Here is a 15543-nt window from a genome sequence, read left to right on the forward strand (position 1 = left end):
TCTTCTTTCTCCATAGTAGTATTTTATGGTGTCGATAAGCCCAAATAATGAATCGTTTTTGTTAAAATATATACTGTCGTTTCTTACATATACAGTGCGTTCTTTCCCAATAACAATCACATCTGATATTGGGTAATCTCCACAATGTTTCCAAAAAGTATTTTCTAAATTATATTTGTTTTTACAGGATTGCAAATTCAAAATAGAAATGATTATTATAAGTTTTTCATCTTTTTTTGTCAGCAATTTATGCAGAATATTGATTAGGCATATCGTACAACGTTCCGAGGCATTGCAATGGTAGATTTTTAGCACAGAAATTCAATCAAATGGCAAACTTTGGGTTTTGAAATTTCGTCCCGCTATTTTTAAGCCTTTGTTTTACGATTGTACTTTTTTAGTGTTTTTCCGTTTCTAATAACTTACCTTCTTTATCATAATATTTCCATTCTCCTACCTGTTCCCCATTCACATAGTTTCCTATGCTTGTCAACTGTTCATTTTCATAATAAGCTTTCCATTCACCTATTTTTTCTCCGTTTTCATAGTTTCCAATTCCTGCTAATATTCCATTTTCGTGATATTCTTTCCATTCCCCTGTCTGTCTGCCTTTTTTAAAGTTTACTTTTCCTCTTAATTGTCCATTAGGCCAATAATAAGTCCAATAATCTTTTTGCTTTCCATCCTCAAATAATCCAATAATTGATAATTTTCCGTTTTTAAAATATTGTTTCCATTCTCCAATTTGTTTTCCGTTTTGATATTGACCAATCCGTTCCAATTTTCCATTTGGGTGATAAGCTTTTGCCTCTCCTGTTAATTTTCCATTCTTGTCATATTGAGCGACTTCCTTAATTTGACCAGTTGTATAAAATGTTTTTTTTTCAGTCTGTGCGTACGAAGAAGATAGAAGACTCATTAAAAACAATAGAAAAAGTATGTATTTTATGGATAGGTTATTCATTTTTTTGCAATGTTATTTTTTATCTGTTGTTTTAGCATATCGCAAAACGTTTCAGAGCTTTGTGATGTGGCGGAAATCTAAGTATAAATGCTCTTTTCAATCAAAGAATTGCCGTTGAATTTAGCCGAAAAACGTCATATTACCAAGCCGATGTTGAACTAAACCTTCGGTAGCTTTCCCAATCGCATAAATCAGTTACTTTGTAAAGTTAATTAAAAAATCAATAGAATGGCTACAAAAAAAAGAGTTTAGACGAGCTCAGAGAAAACAAAATCATCAATCAGGCAAAGCGCGAAGTGCCTGGTTTTACAGAACTTTTAAGCCGTTTTGAACGTACGGTTTCGGTGTTGGGACGCAGTCAGAGCACGTTCAATAATTACTCCAGACACGTCGCGGCGGTGTCGCTGCATTTCGGGAAAATCCCGACAGAATTGGATCCTGAGCAGATCCACGATTACCTTTTTTACCTTCAGAAAAAATCAAGATCACCCTCGCAATCGTATTTTAAACACACGGTTTACGGACTTCGGTTTCTGTTGAAATCGGAAGGTTTGAGCTACGATTATCTAAGTCTTCCGGAAATTAAAAAAGAGAAAAAACTGCCTGTTGTGCTCAGTAAACAGGAGGTTTGGCAGATGTTGTCATGCTGTAAACTTTTAAAACATAAAATCTTAATCGGGTTGCTTTACGGTTGCGGATTGCGCTGTCTGGAGGTCAGAAATCTCCGTTTATGCGATTTGGATTTTTACCGAAAACAGCTGAAAGTGGTTCAGGGAAAAGGCAAAAAAGACCGCTATTTGCCTTTGTCGGAACATTTGATTCGGGGTTTGAAAAAATATATTGAAGCGGAAAAACCGGAAGATTTTCTCTTTGGAGAACCTCGAGCAAATCGTGCAGGTGGAGAATTCGATTCAAGATATTCGCAACGTGGCGTACAATGGGCGGTGAAACAGGCTTCAAAAACGGCAAAAATATTGAAAGAAGTGAGTGTTCATACGCTTCGGCACAGTTTTGCGACGCATCTTTTGGAGGATGGGATGAACATTGTGAGCATCAAAAATCTCCTCGGCCACGAAAACATCGAAACGACCCTCGTTTACCTTCAAATCGCCCAACTTTCTACCCAAAAACTCTTCTCTCCACTGGATACTTTGTTTGAGGAATGCAGAGCGAAGTAGTTGGTTTTGAATTTGTTAAAAGCCAAAATTCAAGCTTTAAATTTAATGAAAATCAACGTTTAGAAATCTCAAAAATACAGTCTGCTCAACCTGAATCTCAACCTCGATACGAAGTCGCAGATGTGTTGAATATTTTAGGTTCAAAACTAGAAAATTTAGGATTAAATTCCTGGCAATTAAGAACTTTATTTGCGTTAAAAAAGTGCCGTACATCGGCTTTGGGCGGTCATATTGACGCTTGTGACGAATGCGGAAATATCAGCATCAGCTACAACTCCTGCCGAAACCGGCACTGCCCGAAATGTCAGGGCAAAAACCGCGAAAAATGGATTGAAAACCGGGAAACCGAACTGCTTCCAGTGCCTTATTTTCACGTGGTTTTTACCGTTCCGGAAGTGCTGAACAAAACCGCACTTCATGCTCCGAAAATGTTGTATGATATTTTATTTGAATCGGCTTGGGAAACGCTGCAAACCTTTGGTGAAAATCGAGGTTTAAAAATGGGAATGATCGCTATTTTGCATACTTGGGGACAGAATCTGAGTCTGCATCCGCATTTGCACTGCATCGTTCCGGGTGGCGGCGTGGATGAAAACGGAGTTTGGAAAAACATCAGAAGCGACGGTAATTTTTTGTTTCCTGTAAAGGCTTTGAGCAAAGTTTTCAGGGCTAAATTTTGTGAGAAGCTGAAGGTTCGGTTATCATTAAAATGTAATAAAAATCAGACGGAAAATGATGAAAATCAATTTGAAAACCGAAAAAATGAAGCAGAAACTTATGAAAAACTCAGACAAAAACTTTGGGAAAAACCTTGGGTAGTTTTCGCTAAAAAACCCTTTGGCAGCCCGAAATCTGTGGTGGAATATTTGGGAAGATATACGCACAAAATCGCGATCAGCAACCAGAGAATCAGGAAAGTTGATGCGGAAAATGTAACGTTGGAGTACAAAGATTACCGCCAAAAAGGCATCAAAAAGCAGATGGTTTTGAGCCATGAGGAGTTTATCCGCCGTTTTGCGATGCATATTTTGCCGAAAAGATTTGTGAAAATCCGCCATTACGGTTTTCTCAGCAGCACATGGAAACGAATGAAGCTAAAAAATCTGCAACAGAATTTAGGCATTCAGCCCAAAGGAAAATTTCCACCCAAAACTTTTCAGCCGAAATGTAGTTGCTGCAAAGTTGGGAATTTGGTAACGATTGCAACGTTCGATTTGCGCGGTCCGCCCCTTTGGTTTTTGGAGATGAGCCAAAACTTTGAAAAGCCAAAAATCTAGCATTTTGGGTAAGGGTATTTATGCCTAAAAGTGAAGGAAAACACGATAAAACCAAGAAAAACCATCAAATTCACCCACAAAAAAAGAGACCTTTCTGAAAGTCTCCTGTATATCTTTAAAATCCTTCGTCGGTAAACCCATAATGCTGAAAAAAGCTCCCGAAGCTTCCGTTCAACAGGGTTTTCATTGTTCGTGCTTCGCACGCAACGAAAACTTAGCTATTGGCAGAAGTTTTTTCAATTACCTTTGGTAGGAACAGTATCTGTAGCATCAGATTTGGAACTATTTGCTAAATAATTTAATACATCACGTTTAAAATTCTCTGTTATAAATATCTGTTGAATTGTATAATTAAAATAGTCATCAATTCCTTTGGAAAAATTTGTGATAAATTTTTGTTTGTGTTTTTTGTCAAATGAGTCAAAAATAAATGTCAATTTTGTTAAATTTTCGTCTGCTTTTTTAATTTTAATTTTCCATTTAAGTTTTCCGTTCTTAGAAAAAGACTCGTTAATAATTGGTTTTATTGGATGTTTAAGAGTCTCTGCATTATATTCTCCTTTGAATAGCATTAATATGTTAGTTTCAAAAGTTTTCTGTTTAAGTGTTTTCTGATATTTATCCAAATTCGTTAGGATTATAGTAGATTTATAGTTTTTGTTTTCTGTAAAATAAATTGTGATAATATTATTATTTTGAGTTGTAGAATCTATTTTCGTTTCATTCAACGTATAATCGCTTAGATAATGATAATTAAAATCATTAAAATATCTTACAATTTTTTTTAGTGGTAATTTTATTGTTTCTGTTTGATTGTTATTGATAATTTGCTGTCCGTACAAAAATGAACTTGAGAGAATCAATATAAAAGCTATTGATAATTTAAAAATAAAATTTGAATTGTTTTTCATTTTTTTTTGCTGTTTAGATAAAATTTCCGCCAACACTTAGCTTAAAGCAATGCTTTAAGCTAAGTTATAATTTTTCTAAAGTAACCAATTTTCAATGAATCAACAAATTATTTAATTTTTCTTAAACAAAAAAACCTAACAGGTTTTAAAAACCTGTTAGGTTTGACGAAAAGTTTCGTTCAAATTTTATTTAAAAATTACATCGTTTCCATTTTGAAACTCATACTTTCGATAACTTTCAATATTGCTTCAACTGTATCCATCGATGTTAAACAAGGAACACCGTTTTCCACACTCATTCTTCTGATTTGGAAACCGTCTCTTTCAGACTGTTTTCCTTTCGTCATAGTGTTGACAACGTATTGTACTTTTCCTTTTTGAATCAAATCGATTAAGTTGACGCTTTCCTCTCCTATTTTGTAACCAATTTTGCAAGGAATCCCTTGTTCTCCGAAGAATTTAGCCGTTCCTTCAGTTGCCCAGATTCTGAAACCAACTTCATGGAATCTTGCAGCTAAATCTGCCGCTTCCTGCTTGTGTTTATCAGCCACCGTGAATAAGATTGAACCATGCATCGGAACTTTTCTTCCTGCTGCAACCAATCCTTTGTAAAGCGCTTTTTCTAAAGTCGTGTCTTTCCCCATAACCTCTCCTGTAGACTTCATTTCTGGACCTAAAGAGATATCAACTTTAGTTAATTTTGAGAAAGAGAATACAGGAACTTTTACGAAAACACCTTCTTTATTCGGAACCAATCCGTTTTTGTAACCTAAATCAGTCAGTTTTTGACCTAAAATTGCTTTTGTAGCAAGATTTGCCATCGGAACTTCCGTAATTTTAGATAAGAAAGGAACCGTTCTAGATGAACGTGGATTCACTTCAATTACATATACATTTCCTTCGAAAAGAACGTACTGAATATTCATTAAACCAATTACTTTCAGTCCTTTAGCTAATCTCTGTGTATAATCTACCAAAGTATCAACTTCGCTTTGTGAAATATTTTGTGGAGGATACACTGCAATCGAGTCTCCGGAGTGAACTCCTGCTCTTTCGATGTGTTCCATAATTCCAGGAATGATCACCGTTTCACCGTCGCAGATCGCATCAACTTCAATTTCTTTTCCTACCATATATCTGTCTACCAAAACCGGATGTTCTGGACTTGCGTCTACCGCAAATTCCATATAATGAGCCAATTCTGCTTCTGTATAAACAATTTCCATTGCTCTACCTCCCAAAACGTAACTTGGACGAACCAAAACCGGATAACCGATTTCGTTGGCAATTTTTATCGCTTCTTCTTTTGATGTTGAAGTTTTTCCTAGAGGCTGAGGAATCCCCATTTCCTGAAGGGCTTTTTCAAATTTGTCTCTGTTTTCTGCTCTATCCAAATCTTCCAGAGAAGTTCCTAAAATCTGCACTCCATGAGAAGCTAATTTATCTGCAAGGTTGATTGCTGTCTGTCCTCCGAACTGTACGACAACTCCTTTTGGTTTTTCAAGCTCGATGATGTTCATTACATCTTCTTCCGTTAAAGGTTCGAAGTATAATTTATCTGAAATAGAGAAGTCTGTAGAAACCGTTTCTGGATTATTGTTGATGATAATCGCTTCGTAACCCATCTCTTTGATTGCCCAAACTGAGTGAACCGTAGCGTAATCGAACTCAACTCCCTGTCCGATTCTGATCGGACCTGAACCTAAAACGATTATTTTTTCTTTGTCTGAAGCAACACTTTCGTTTTCTTCTTCATACGTTCCGTAGAAATATGGCGTTTCAGATTCGAATTCTGCAGCACAAGTATCTACCATTTTAAATACCGGCATTATTCCGTTTTCTTTTCTGAAATTGAAGATTTCACGCTCTTTTACATCCCAAAGAACTGCGATATTTACATCGGCAAAACCTAGTTTTTTAGCTTCTAATAAAATGTCTTTATTGAATTTATTTTCAGCGATCACTTTTTCGAAATCAATCAATTTCTTGATTTTCCAGATGAAAAATTTATCTATTTTGCTCCATTCTACGATTTGTTCCCAATCATATCCTCTTCTTAAAGCATCTCCGATGATGAACAATCTTTCGTCATCACACACTCTGATTCTTCTTTCGATTTCTTCTGCCGTTAAAGCTGCAGCCTGTTTAGTTTTTAAACCAATATGTTTAATTCCTGTTTCCAAAGAACGGATTGCTTTTTGTAAAGACTCTTCGAAATTTCTTCCGATGGCCATTACTTCACCCGTCGCTTTCATCTGCGTTGACAATCTTCTGTCCGCTGTTTCGAATTTATCGAATGGGAATCTTGGGAATTTAGTTACTACATAATCCAAAGCCGGCTCGAAACAAGCGTAAGTTTTTCCTGTAACCGGATTCATAATTTCATCTAAAGTTAATCCTACCGCAATTTTCGCAGCAATTTTCGCAATCGGATAACCTGTTGCTTTTGATGCTAAAGCTGATGAACGAGAAACTCTTGGATTCACCTCAATGATATAATATTCGAATGAATGTGGGTCTAAAGCCAACTGTACGTTACATCCACCTTCAATTCCTAATGCTCTGATAATTTTTAATGAAGCATTTCTCAACAACTGATATTCTCTGTCTGAGAGTGTCTGAGAAGGCGCCACAACGATTGAATCACCTGTATGAACTCCAACCGGGTCGATATTTTCCATGTTACAAACTACAATCGCATTGTCGTTTGCGTCACGCATTACTTCGTATTCAATTTCTTTGAAACCTGCAATTGATTTTTCAATAAGACATTGTGTAACAGGACTGTATTTCAATCCTAATTCTGCAATTTCTTTCAATTCTGCTTCAGTCGCAGCAATTCCACCACCTGTTCCACCCATCGTGAAAGCAGGACGAACAATTACCGGATATCCAATTTCATTAGCAAAATTAATTGCTCCTTCCACCGTATTTACGATATCAGATTCAGGAACCGGTTCGTTCAATTCTCTCATCAATTCACGGAACAAATCTCTGTCTTCCGCTCTGTTGATGGCCGAAAGCGTAGTTCCAAGAACTTCAACTTTACATTCCTCAAGAATTCCTGATTTTTCCAATTCTACCGCCATATTCAAACCTGTTTGTCCACCAAGAGTCGGTAAAAGTGCATCCGGACGCTCTTTTCTGATGATGTGACTTACAAACTGAAGTGAAATCGGCTCGATATATACCTTATCCGCGATTTCAACATCCGTCATAATCGTTGCAGGATTTGAGTTAATCAAAATTACCTTGTAGCCTTCTTCTCTCAAAGACAGACAAGCCTGCGTTCCTGCGTAATCAAATTCTGCAGCCTGACCAATGATGATAGGTCCTGAACCGATTACTAAAATTGTTTTTATATCTGTACGTTTTGCCATTTCTAAGTTAGATGTTAGATGCTAGAAGTTAGATGTTAGACTTTTAGCACTGTTTTTTATTTAGATTTAATTTACACATTGTCATTCCGAGGAATCGAGGAATCTTTTATTATCCTAGATTCTTCACTACACTTCGCTTCGTTCTGAATGACAAACTTAATGTTTTTACTTATTCTTAAAATCCTCCATCAACGTGATGAAATCATCAAACAAGTAGTTTGCATCTTCAGGACCTGGACTTGCTTCCGGGTGATACTGAACTGAGAAGCAAGGGTGAATTTTGTGTTTCAGACCTTCGTTTGTTCTGTCGTTCAATGCGATGTGCGTTTCAATTAAATCTGTTTCTTTAAGACTTTCCTGGTCTACTGCATAACCGTGATTTTGGGAAGTAATTGCCACTTTGTTTTTCTCTAAATCTAAAACCGGGTGATTTCCTCCTCTGTGTCCGAATTTTAACTTGAAAGTTTTTGCTCCACAAGCCAAACCGATCAATTGGTGTCCTAAACAGATTCCGAAGATTGGAACTTTTCCTAATAATCCACGGATCATTTCTAAAGCTCCTTGATTATCTTCCGGGTCTCCAGGACCGTTTGATAGCATAATTCCATCTGGATTCATCAATAAAATTTCCTCTGCAGTTGTATCATGTGAAACCACTGTGATGTCGCAATTTCTTTGAGACAACTCTCTGATAATTCCTAATTTAGAACCAAAATCCACAAGTACTACTTTAAGTCCTCTTCCCGGGTTTGCATAAGGTGTTTTTGTAGAAACCTGCTCCACCTGATTGGTTGGAAAAGTCGTTCCTTTTAGCTCTGCAACTACTGTGCTTTCGTCTGCATCAGCGTTTACGATTTTTCCTTTCACAACTCCGTGGTTACGAAGAATTCTTGTCAGTCTTCTTGTATCGATTCCTGAAATTCCTGAAAGTTTTTTCTTTTTAAATAATTCATCTAAAGTAATCTGAGTACGGAAATTCGACGGCAAATCACAAAGTTCTTTTACGATAAGACCTTTGATAGCCGGCTCTATACTCTCATAATCATCTCTATTAATCCCATAGTTTCCGATAAGCGGATAGGTCATACAAACAATCTGACCGCAGTAAGATGGGTCAGAAATAAGTTCTTGGTACCCTGTCATTCCGGTATTGAAAACCACTTCTCCTGCAGTTTCCAATTCTGCTCCGAAACCTTCTCCATGAAACACTTCACCGGACTCCAGTATTAATTTTTTCTTCATTTTTAAATTAGATATTAGATTTTAGAAATTAGAAGTTAGACTTCTTCATTCTGTTATTTTACTTCTTATTTTTTCTATTTTACTTTTTAAACCACCCCGTCAAAAATTCTTTGAATTTTCGCCACCCCTCCAAAGGAGGGGAGTTTGTGGGCGTTTATTTTTCTCGAAACTCGTATCCCGAATCTCTTATTTAAAAGTGTATCCTTCTTTTTCTAAGGCTTCTTTTAAAATTGCCATTCTCGCGAAAACGCCGTTTTGCATTTGTTTGAAAATTCTTGAGCGTTCGCATTCTACCAAGTCTGTATCAATTTCTACTCCTCTGTTGATTGGAGCTGGATGCATGATAATCGCTTCTTTTTTCATCGCTTTTTCTCTTTCTTTCGTCAAACCATATTTTCTGTGGTATTCTGAAGCAGAGAAGCTCATTTTCGCATCGTGTCTTTCGTGTTGAATCCTCAATAACATCAAAACATCAACTTCTTTAATCAATTCATCAACAGATAAATAAGTCCCGTTAATTAAAGCTCCTTCATCAAACCATTGTTCTGGTCCTGAGAAATAAACTTTGGCACCTAATCTTCTTAATGCTTCTGCATTTGAATTAGCAACTCGGCTGTGTTTTACATCTCCTACAATTCCTATTTTTAAACCTTCAAATTTTCCAAATTCCTGATAGATTGTCATCAAGTCTAACATACATTGAGAAGGATGATTTCCTGTTCCGTCTCCTCCGTTGATAACGGGAATTGTAATATTTTTTAATTCATCAAAATATCTGTCTTTCTTATCTCTGATTACAACCAGATTTACACCAAGACTTTCAATCGTTTTTACCGTATCATAAAGACTTTCACCTTTATTAACAGAACTGTTTGCCGCATCAAAAGGAACCACCTGTAATCCTAATTTTCTTTCGGCAATATCAAAACTTGTTTTCGTTCGTGTACTGTCTTCAAAGAAAAGATTTGAGCAAAAAACTTCTCCTTCAATTTTAGCAGTTTTTCCATTAGCAAAAGCCAGTGCTTCTGTTACTATACTGTTGATTCTCTCGGTACTTAGTTCTGTAATCGTAAACATAATATCTTAATTTTTTACAAAAAAAAAGCGAAGAAAATATCTTCGCTTAAAATAAATAAATATCGTAAAGGGCGTCTACGCCCGGTAATTCTAATGATATAAATACTGTGTTATTCATTAGGTGCAAAGATATAACATTTTGGCGAACTAACAAAATCAAAATTCCTATAAAATTAAAAAATCTTAATCTCTCTTTATTTTCATTTTTAAATACTACTTTTGTTAAAACTCAACCTCATTTTTATGGATTTAAAAGACAAAATGATTCTCAGCATCATTCAGGAAGACTCTACCTATTCTGTGAAAGAAATTTCAGAAAAGATTGGTCTTACCTTTACTCCGACTTATGAACGTATCAAACAGCTGGAAAAACAGGGAATCATCGAAAAGTATGTAGGACTTTTGAACCGTGAAAAACTGGGTTTAAATATTGTTGTTTATTGCAATGTTCGTTTGAAAGAACAATCTAAAAAAGTGCTTGAAACATTTGAGAAAAACATTATGCAGCACGATGAAGTTCAGGAAATAATCAGCCTTTCAGGCGAATATGATTATATGCTGAAAATTATCGCTAAAGACATCAATTCTTACAATAATTTCACGGTAAATGTAATTTCAAATATTCCTAATATCGGACAATATCATAGTTCTATCGTACTTCACGAGGTTAAAAAATCTACTAAATTTAAGATTGATTTAGGTTAAAAAATATTTAATCATTTGAAAATGCTTCGACTTCGCTCAGCATGACATTTCTAATACTAAAGTCATTTTCCAGCGGTGTCGTGCTAAGCGGAATCGAAGCATTTAAGAATAGTTTTAGCTTAAAACCATTAACCTAACAATTTGTTTTTTAGTTTATTAAACTGATATTCTATTTTATCCAGACAAAGATTCCCAATACTTCCCTGATGGGTATGATTTAGCTTTCCTATTTCAAAATCAAACTCATTATTTTCAATCTCCTGCCCTACTTTTACATAAGCATCACGGAATGAACTTCCGTTTTTTACTTCTTCATTAATTTTCTCTACACTGAAAAGATATTTATACTTTTCGTCTTCAAGAATTCCATCTTTCACCTGAATATTTGGTAATGTATAACTTAAAATTTCCAAACATTCTTTTAAAGAATCAATTGCTGGGAAAAGAATTTCTTTCGTCAGCTGCATATCTCGGTGATAGCCTGATGGAAGATTGTTCGTCAACAAAATAAACTCATTCGGTAACGACTGAATTCTGTTGCAACGGGCACGAACCAACTCAAAAATATCAGGATTTTTCTTGTGAGGCATAATGCTGCTTCCCGTTGTAAATTCTTTAGGAAAGCTTATAAAATCAAAATTCTGACTTAAATACAGACAAACATCATAAGAAAATTTACCTAAAGTTCCTGCCAAAGTTGCCATTGCCATCGCCAGCATTTTCTCTGATTTCCCACGCGTCATTTGAGCATAAACTGAATTATAGTTCATCGACTGAAAACCTAAATTATAGGTCGTACTCTCACGGTCAATCGGGAAAGACGAACCATATCCTGCAGCGGAACCCAGTGGATTTTTATTAATGATATTTTTAACCGAAAATAACATTTCGACATCATCTAACAACGCTTCTGCATAAGCTCCAAACCATAATCCAAACGATGATGGCATCGCAATCTGTAAATGCGTATAACCCGGAAGCAAAACATTTTTATGCTGTTCTGCCAGTTTAATTAAGATTTGAAAAAATTCATCGGTCAAAGCTGTGATTTCACGGATCTCATCAACCAAATACAATTTAATATCTAATAAAACCTGATCATTTCTCGAACGTGCTGTGTGAATTTTCTTTCCTGTATCTCCTAATTTTTCAATTAAGATAGATTCAACTTGCGAGTGAATGTCTTCCGCAGTTTTATCGATTTCAAAAGTTCCATTTTCGATATCTTCTAAAATCTCTCCCAAAACAGATAACATCTGCTTTGATTCTTCATTCGAAATAATTCCGACTTCTGCCAACATTGTACAATGCGCCATCGAACCTTGAACATCGTATTTTGCCAAACGCTCATCAAAGTCCAGGTCTTTCCCAACTGTAAATTTGTTAACTAATATATTAGTGGCATTGTTGTCTTTTTGCCATATTTTTTTCATAAAATTCTTTTTTTATTTAAAATTTTCTTTTGTCTTGAAACAAAAGAAACAAAAATTCAAGACTGGAAACTCCGACTAAAAATTAAAATTAAATCCTAAAATCCCCAAAACTTGCGCGAATTCAACATTTGTTCCTCAATTTAAAATTAGTGTCGCGCTTCAAACAGTGGGAATTTTTTAACGGATTAAATTTCAATTTTCTTAACGCCTCCGTTTCCTAAGTCAATATTTTTGCGTTTAGGAAACTTCCATCATCCAGCTTCCCGCCTATAAAACTTTTTCTAAAATTTGGATGTAAATCTCAATTCCTTCCGCAATTTCTTCGATGAAAATAAATTCATCCGCAGTGTGCGAGCGCCTACTGTCACCAGGACCGATTTTTACCGATGTACAAGGAATGATTGCTTGATCGGATGAAGTTGGAGAGCCATAAGTTGTCCTACCAATTTCCAAACCAGCCTGTACGAATGGATGTTCCATTTCGATTTTTGATGAATTTAATCTGAAAGACCTTGCCGTTAAAGTCGATTTCATCTGCGATTGAATGATTTCAAACGCTTCTTTATTAGAATATTCATCCGTAACTCTCACATCCAAAGTAAAAGCACACGATTCTGGAACGACATTATGCTGAACTCCGGCATGAATTCCCGAAAGTGTCACCTTAACCTCTCCCAAATAATCCGAAACTTTTGGAAATTTAAAGCTTAAAATTTGCTGCAAATCTTCCATGCATTTTACAATCGAATTATCATCATTCGGATGAGCGGCGTGAGAAGGAGTTCCTTTCATTTCTCCATCAATGACCAAAAGTCCTTTTTCCGCAATCGCCAGATTCATCTGCGTTGGTTCCCCTACAATGGCAAGCTCCACATTCGGGAGCTGCGGAAATAAAGCTTCAATCCCATCAAACCCTGAAATCTCCTCCTCTGCCGTCAAAGCAATAACTAAATTATATTTTAAATCTTCTTTATCAAAAAAATGCAAAAAAACCTGCGCCATCGAAACCAGAGAAGCCCCCGCATCATTACTTCCCAATCCGAATAACTTTCCATCCTTCTCAATGGCAAGAAACGGATCTAAAGTGTAAGCTTTATTTGGTTTTACCGTGTCATGATGGGTATTCAACAAAATTGACGGCTTGAAAACATCAAAATTTTTGTTCACCGCCCAGATATTATTTTTAAAACGTTTTGTTGGAATCTGATGTTTTTTGAAAAAATTTTCAATCTCCATCGACGTATTAAATTCATCCTTGCTGAATGACGGAATCTCAATCAGTTTTTTCAACAAATCTACTGCGTTATTCAGTAATTCTTCTTTATTATAAACAGATTTCAGTTCCTGCATGATGATTTTCTATATGGTTTTTTAGTTCGGTTTCTTTAATTAAGAATACCTTATTGACTTTATTTTTCACAGCTCCCAAAGCGTTTTCTAACTTTGGAAGAATTCCTTTATGAAGTTTCCCTTCCTCTTTTAAGATTGAAAACTCTCCTTCGGAAATATTTTTTATAACAGATTCTGGATTGTTTACATCTTCCAAAACGCCTTCTTTATCGAAACAATACAACAATTCAACATCATATTTTATTGATAAAGCCTGAGCAATCACCGAAGCAATCGTGTCTGCATTTGTATTAAAAAGATGTCCTTTTTTATCATGAGTAATCGCTGAGAATACAGGAACCAATTCAAGCTTCAATAACTTTGAAATCAACTTTCTGTTGACGCTTTTTTCAGTAATATCTCCTACAAACCCGAAATCTATTTCGGCGTGTTCTCTTTTTTTAGCCTTAATTAAGTTGGCATCAGCCCCCGAAAACCCCATTGCTTTGCATTTTTTATGCTGAAGTTTCGCCACAATATTTTTGTTGATTCCTCCCGCATATACCATTGCTACAATATCCAATGTATCTTTATCTGTGATTCTTCGTCCGTTAATCATTTTTTGTTCAACGCCTAGTTTATCAGCCAACGTGGTCGCTAATTTCCCCCCTCCATGAACCAGAATTTTCTTTTCCTGAATATTAGAAAACTGCTCCAGAAATTCGTTCAATAATTCCTCATCATCAATTAAAGCACCGCCGATTTTTATAATGTATAATTTTTCTTTCATTACAAACCTTTTTTGAGAACCTTGTCAAGGTTTAAAACCTTGACAAGGTTTGCGATTGTAAACCTCATAGATTTTAAAACCTATGAGGTCTAGTTGTTAAGAATTCACTTCATCCAAAATTTCAGAGAAAACAGCCTGAGCTGAGAAAATTCGGTTTTTTGCCTGTTGATAAATGATAGAGTTTTTACCGTCCATCACCTCATCACTCAATTCTACATTTCGACGAACCGGAAGACAGTGCATTACTTTTGCCTGATTGGTGTTTTCCAGTTTTTCATTCGTCAACATCCAGTTTTCTTTCACTTCAGGCATTGTTGCATAATCATCAAAAGACGACCAGTTTTTTATATAAATAAAATCTGCATCTTTCAACGCTTCATCCTGATTATGAATCACTTTTACATCTTTTGTGAAATTTTTATCCAAATCATACCCTTCCGGATTCGCAATTACCAACTCAACATCCATTTCCTGCATCCATTCTGCAAAAGAATTTCCAACCGCATGAGCAATAGGTTTAATGTGAGGAGCCCAGGTCAACACCACTTTCGGCTTATGTTCTTTTTTCCAGTTTTCTGTAATCGTGATACAATCTGCCAAACTTTGCAAAGGGTGACGAGTTGCAGATTCCAAAGAGATAACCGGAACTTTTGCATGTTGCTCGAACTGGCTTAAAATACTTTCGTTAACATCATCTTCCTTGCTTTTCATTCCTGCAAAACAACGCACTGCAATGATGTCACAATATTGATTTAATACTTCGATAGCATCTTTGATATGTTCAACCGTATCTCCGTTCATTACAGCACCGTCCGCAAATTCCAGATTCCAGGCCTCTTGAGCTGCGTTTAACGTTAATACATTTAAGCCTAAATTTTGCGCTGCAATCTGACTGCTTAAACGGGTTCTCAAACTTGAATTTAAAAATACGAGTCCGATGGTTTTTCCTTTTCCCTTTTCGGTTTCCGAAAGAGGGTTTTCTTTAATTTGTAAAGCTTTTTTTATAATGTCTTGTAAGTTTTTAACATCACTTACAGAGGTGAATTTTTTCATTTGGAAATTTTTATTTTTTCAATGGACAAACGGAATATCCATTTCATTTTGAATTGATTTTAAAGATTTTTTATCTTACATGTTATCTGAGTTTTTAACGCTAGGTTCGCGAAGTTTTTTTTAATTAAACTTGAAAACATTTTCGTTCGCAAAGGCGTTTCACTCAGCAATTGAAGGTTTTGCTTGTCATTCTGACGAAGGAAG

Annotated in this window: 12 protein-coding genes; 3 read left to right on the forward strand and 9 right to left on the reverse strand. The window is 35.7% G+C overall.

Features of this window, described 5'->3' with window-relative positions; translation table 11 throughout:
* Positions 1-397: 397 nt before the first annotated feature.
* A complete protein-coding gene (locus tag FDY99_RS00985; protein WP_139418708.1) occupies positions 398-964 on the reverse strand; it encodes a toxin-antitoxin system YwqK family antitoxin in 567 nt (188 codons plus the stop codon).
* Positions 965-1260: 296 nt separating this feature from the next.
* Between FDY99_RS00985 and FDY99_RS00990 the strand changes: the two genes are divergently transcribed.
* Together FDY99_RS00990 and FDY99_RS00995 are read left to right on the forward strand one after the other, a co-directional pair.
* Positions 1261-2142, forward strand: coding sequence for a tyrosine-type recombinase/integrase (locus FDY99_RS00990; protein ID WP_228448715.1), 882 nt, complete (start codon positions 1261-1263; stop codon positions 2140-2142).
* Complete coding sequence (locus tag FDY99_RS00995) at positions 2127-3419, forward strand: IS91 family transposase (protein WP_228423886.1); 1293 nt, start codon at positions 2127-2129, stop codon at positions 3417-3419. The genes FDY99_RS00990 and FDY99_RS00995 overlap by 16 nt, the downstream gene beginning before the upstream one ends.
* A 236-nt stretch (positions 3420-3655) precedes the next feature.
* Here the strand turns inward: FDY99_RS00995 and FDY99_RS01000 are convergent, their stop codons facing one another.
* The 4 genes from FDY99_RS01000 to FDY99_RS01015 all read right to left on the reverse strand — a co-directional run bounded on the left by FDY99_RS01000 (position 3656) and on the right by FDY99_RS01015 (position 10029).
* Complete coding sequence (locus tag FDY99_RS01000; protein ID WP_139418710.1) at positions 3656-4330, reverse strand: hypothetical protein; 675 nt, start codon at positions 4328-4330, stop codon at positions 3656-3658.
* A 197-nt stretch (positions 4331-4527) separates the two neighbouring features.
* Positions 4528-7710: a carbamoyl-phosphate synthase large subunit gene (carB, locus tag FDY99_RS01005; RefSeq protein ID WP_139418711.1), complete on the reverse strand. Its 3183-nt coding sequence runs from the start codon at positions 7708-7710 to the stop codon at positions 4528-4530.
* Between the two features lie 165 nt (positions 7711-7875).
* On the reverse strand, positions 7876-8952 hold the full coding sequence (locus FDY99_RS01010; protein ID WP_139418712.1) for a carbamoyl phosphate synthase small subunit: 1077 nt from the start codon (positions 8950-8952) through the stop codon (positions 7876-7878).
* 186 nt (positions 8953-9138) lie between these two features.
* Positions 9139-10029, reverse strand: coding sequence for an aspartate carbamoyltransferase catalytic subunit (locus FDY99_RS01015; RefSeq protein ID WP_139418713.1), 891 nt, complete (start codon positions 10027-10029; stop codon positions 9139-9141).
* A 243-nt stretch (positions 10030-10272) separates the two neighbouring features.
* Between FDY99_RS01015 and FDY99_RS01020 the strand changes: the two genes are divergently transcribed.
* Complete coding sequence (locus FDY99_RS01020) at positions 10273-10734, forward strand: Lrp/AsnC family transcriptional regulator (protein ID WP_074228221.1); 462 nt, start codon at positions 10273-10275, stop codon at positions 10732-10734.
* A gap of 128 nt (positions 10735-10862) precedes the next feature.
* On the opposite strand, the gene argH is transcribed toward FDY99_RS01020, so the two are convergent.
* The 4 genes from argH to FDY99_RS01040 form a co-directional block, all read right to left on the reverse strand.
* Positions 10863-12167: an argininosuccinate lyase gene (gene argH, locus FDY99_RS01025; protein WP_139418714.1), complete on the reverse strand. Its 1305-nt coding sequence runs from the start codon at positions 12165-12167 to the stop codon at positions 10863-10865.
* Positions 12168-12434: 267 nt separating this feature from the next.
* Positions 12435-13517 carry a M20 family metallo-hydrolase gene (locus FDY99_RS01030; protein ID WP_139418715.1) on the reverse strand — a complete coding sequence of 361 codons (1083 nt, stop codon included), beginning with the start codon at positions 13515-13517 and terminating at the stop codon, positions 12435-12437.
* On the reverse strand, positions 13492-14286 hold the full coding sequence (gene argB / locus FDY99_RS01035; RefSeq protein ID WP_139418716.1) for an acetylglutamate kinase: 795 nt from the start codon (positions 14284-14286) through the stop codon (positions 13492-13494). Before argB ends, FDY99_RS01030 begins: the two co-directional genes overlap by 26 nt.
* A gap of 96 nt (positions 14287-14382) precedes the next feature.
* The gene (locus tag FDY99_RS01040) at positions 14383-15339 is read right to left on the reverse strand and encodes an N-acetylornithine carbamoyltransferase (RefSeq protein WP_139418717.1); all 957 of its coding nucleotides are present in this window, start codon (positions 15337-15339) and stop codon (positions 14383-14385) included.
* Positions 15340-15543: the final 204 nt, after the last annotated feature.

Origin of the sequence: Chryseobacterium mulctrae (assembly GCF_006175945.1) — a bacterium.
GTDB lineage: Bacteria > Bacteroidota > Bacteroidia > Flavobacteriales > Weeksellaceae > Chryseobacterium > Chryseobacterium mulctrae.

Coding starts and splice junctions, on each gene's coding strand:
- FDY99_RS00995 (WP_228423886.1), top strand. CDS start 2,127: ATGCAGAGCGAAGTAGTTGGTTTTGAATTTGTTAAAAGCCAAAATTCA.
- FDY99_RS01010 (WP_139418712.1), bottom strand. CDS start 8,952: ATGAAGAAAAAATTAATACTGGAGTCCGGTGAAGTGTTTCATGGAGAA.
- argH (WP_139418714.1), bottom strand. CDS start 12,167: ATGAAAAAAATATGGCAAAAAGACAACAATGCCACTAATATATTAGTT.
- FDY99_RS01020 (WP_074228221.1), top strand. CDS start 10,273: ATGGATTTAAAAGACAAAATGATTCTCAGCATCATTCAGGAAGACTCT.
- FDY99_RS01000 (WP_139418710.1), bottom strand. CDS start 4,330: ATGAAAAACAATTCAAATTTTATTTTTAAATTATCAATAGCTTTTATA.
- FDY99_RS00985 (WP_139418708.1), bottom strand. CDS start 964: ATGAATAACCTATCCATAAAATACATACTTTTTCTATTGTTTTTAATG.
- carB (WP_139418711.1), bottom strand. CDS start 7,710: ATGGCAAAACGTACAGATATAAAAACAATTTTAGTAATCGGTTCAGGA.
- FDY99_RS01030 (WP_139418715.1), bottom strand. CDS start 13,517: ATGCAGGAACTGAAATCTGTTTATAATAAAGAAGAATTACTGAATAAC.
- FDY99_RS01040 (WP_139418717.1), bottom strand. CDS start 15,339: ATGAAAAAATTCACCTCTGTAAGTGATGTTAAAAACTTACAAGACATT.
- FDY99_RS01015 (WP_139418713.1), bottom strand. CDS start 10,029: ATGTTTACGATTACAGAACTAAGTACCGAGAGAATCAACAGTATAGTA.
- argB (WP_139418716.1), bottom strand. CDS start 14,286: ATGAAAGAAAAATTATACATTATAAAAATCGGCGGTGCTTTAATTGAT.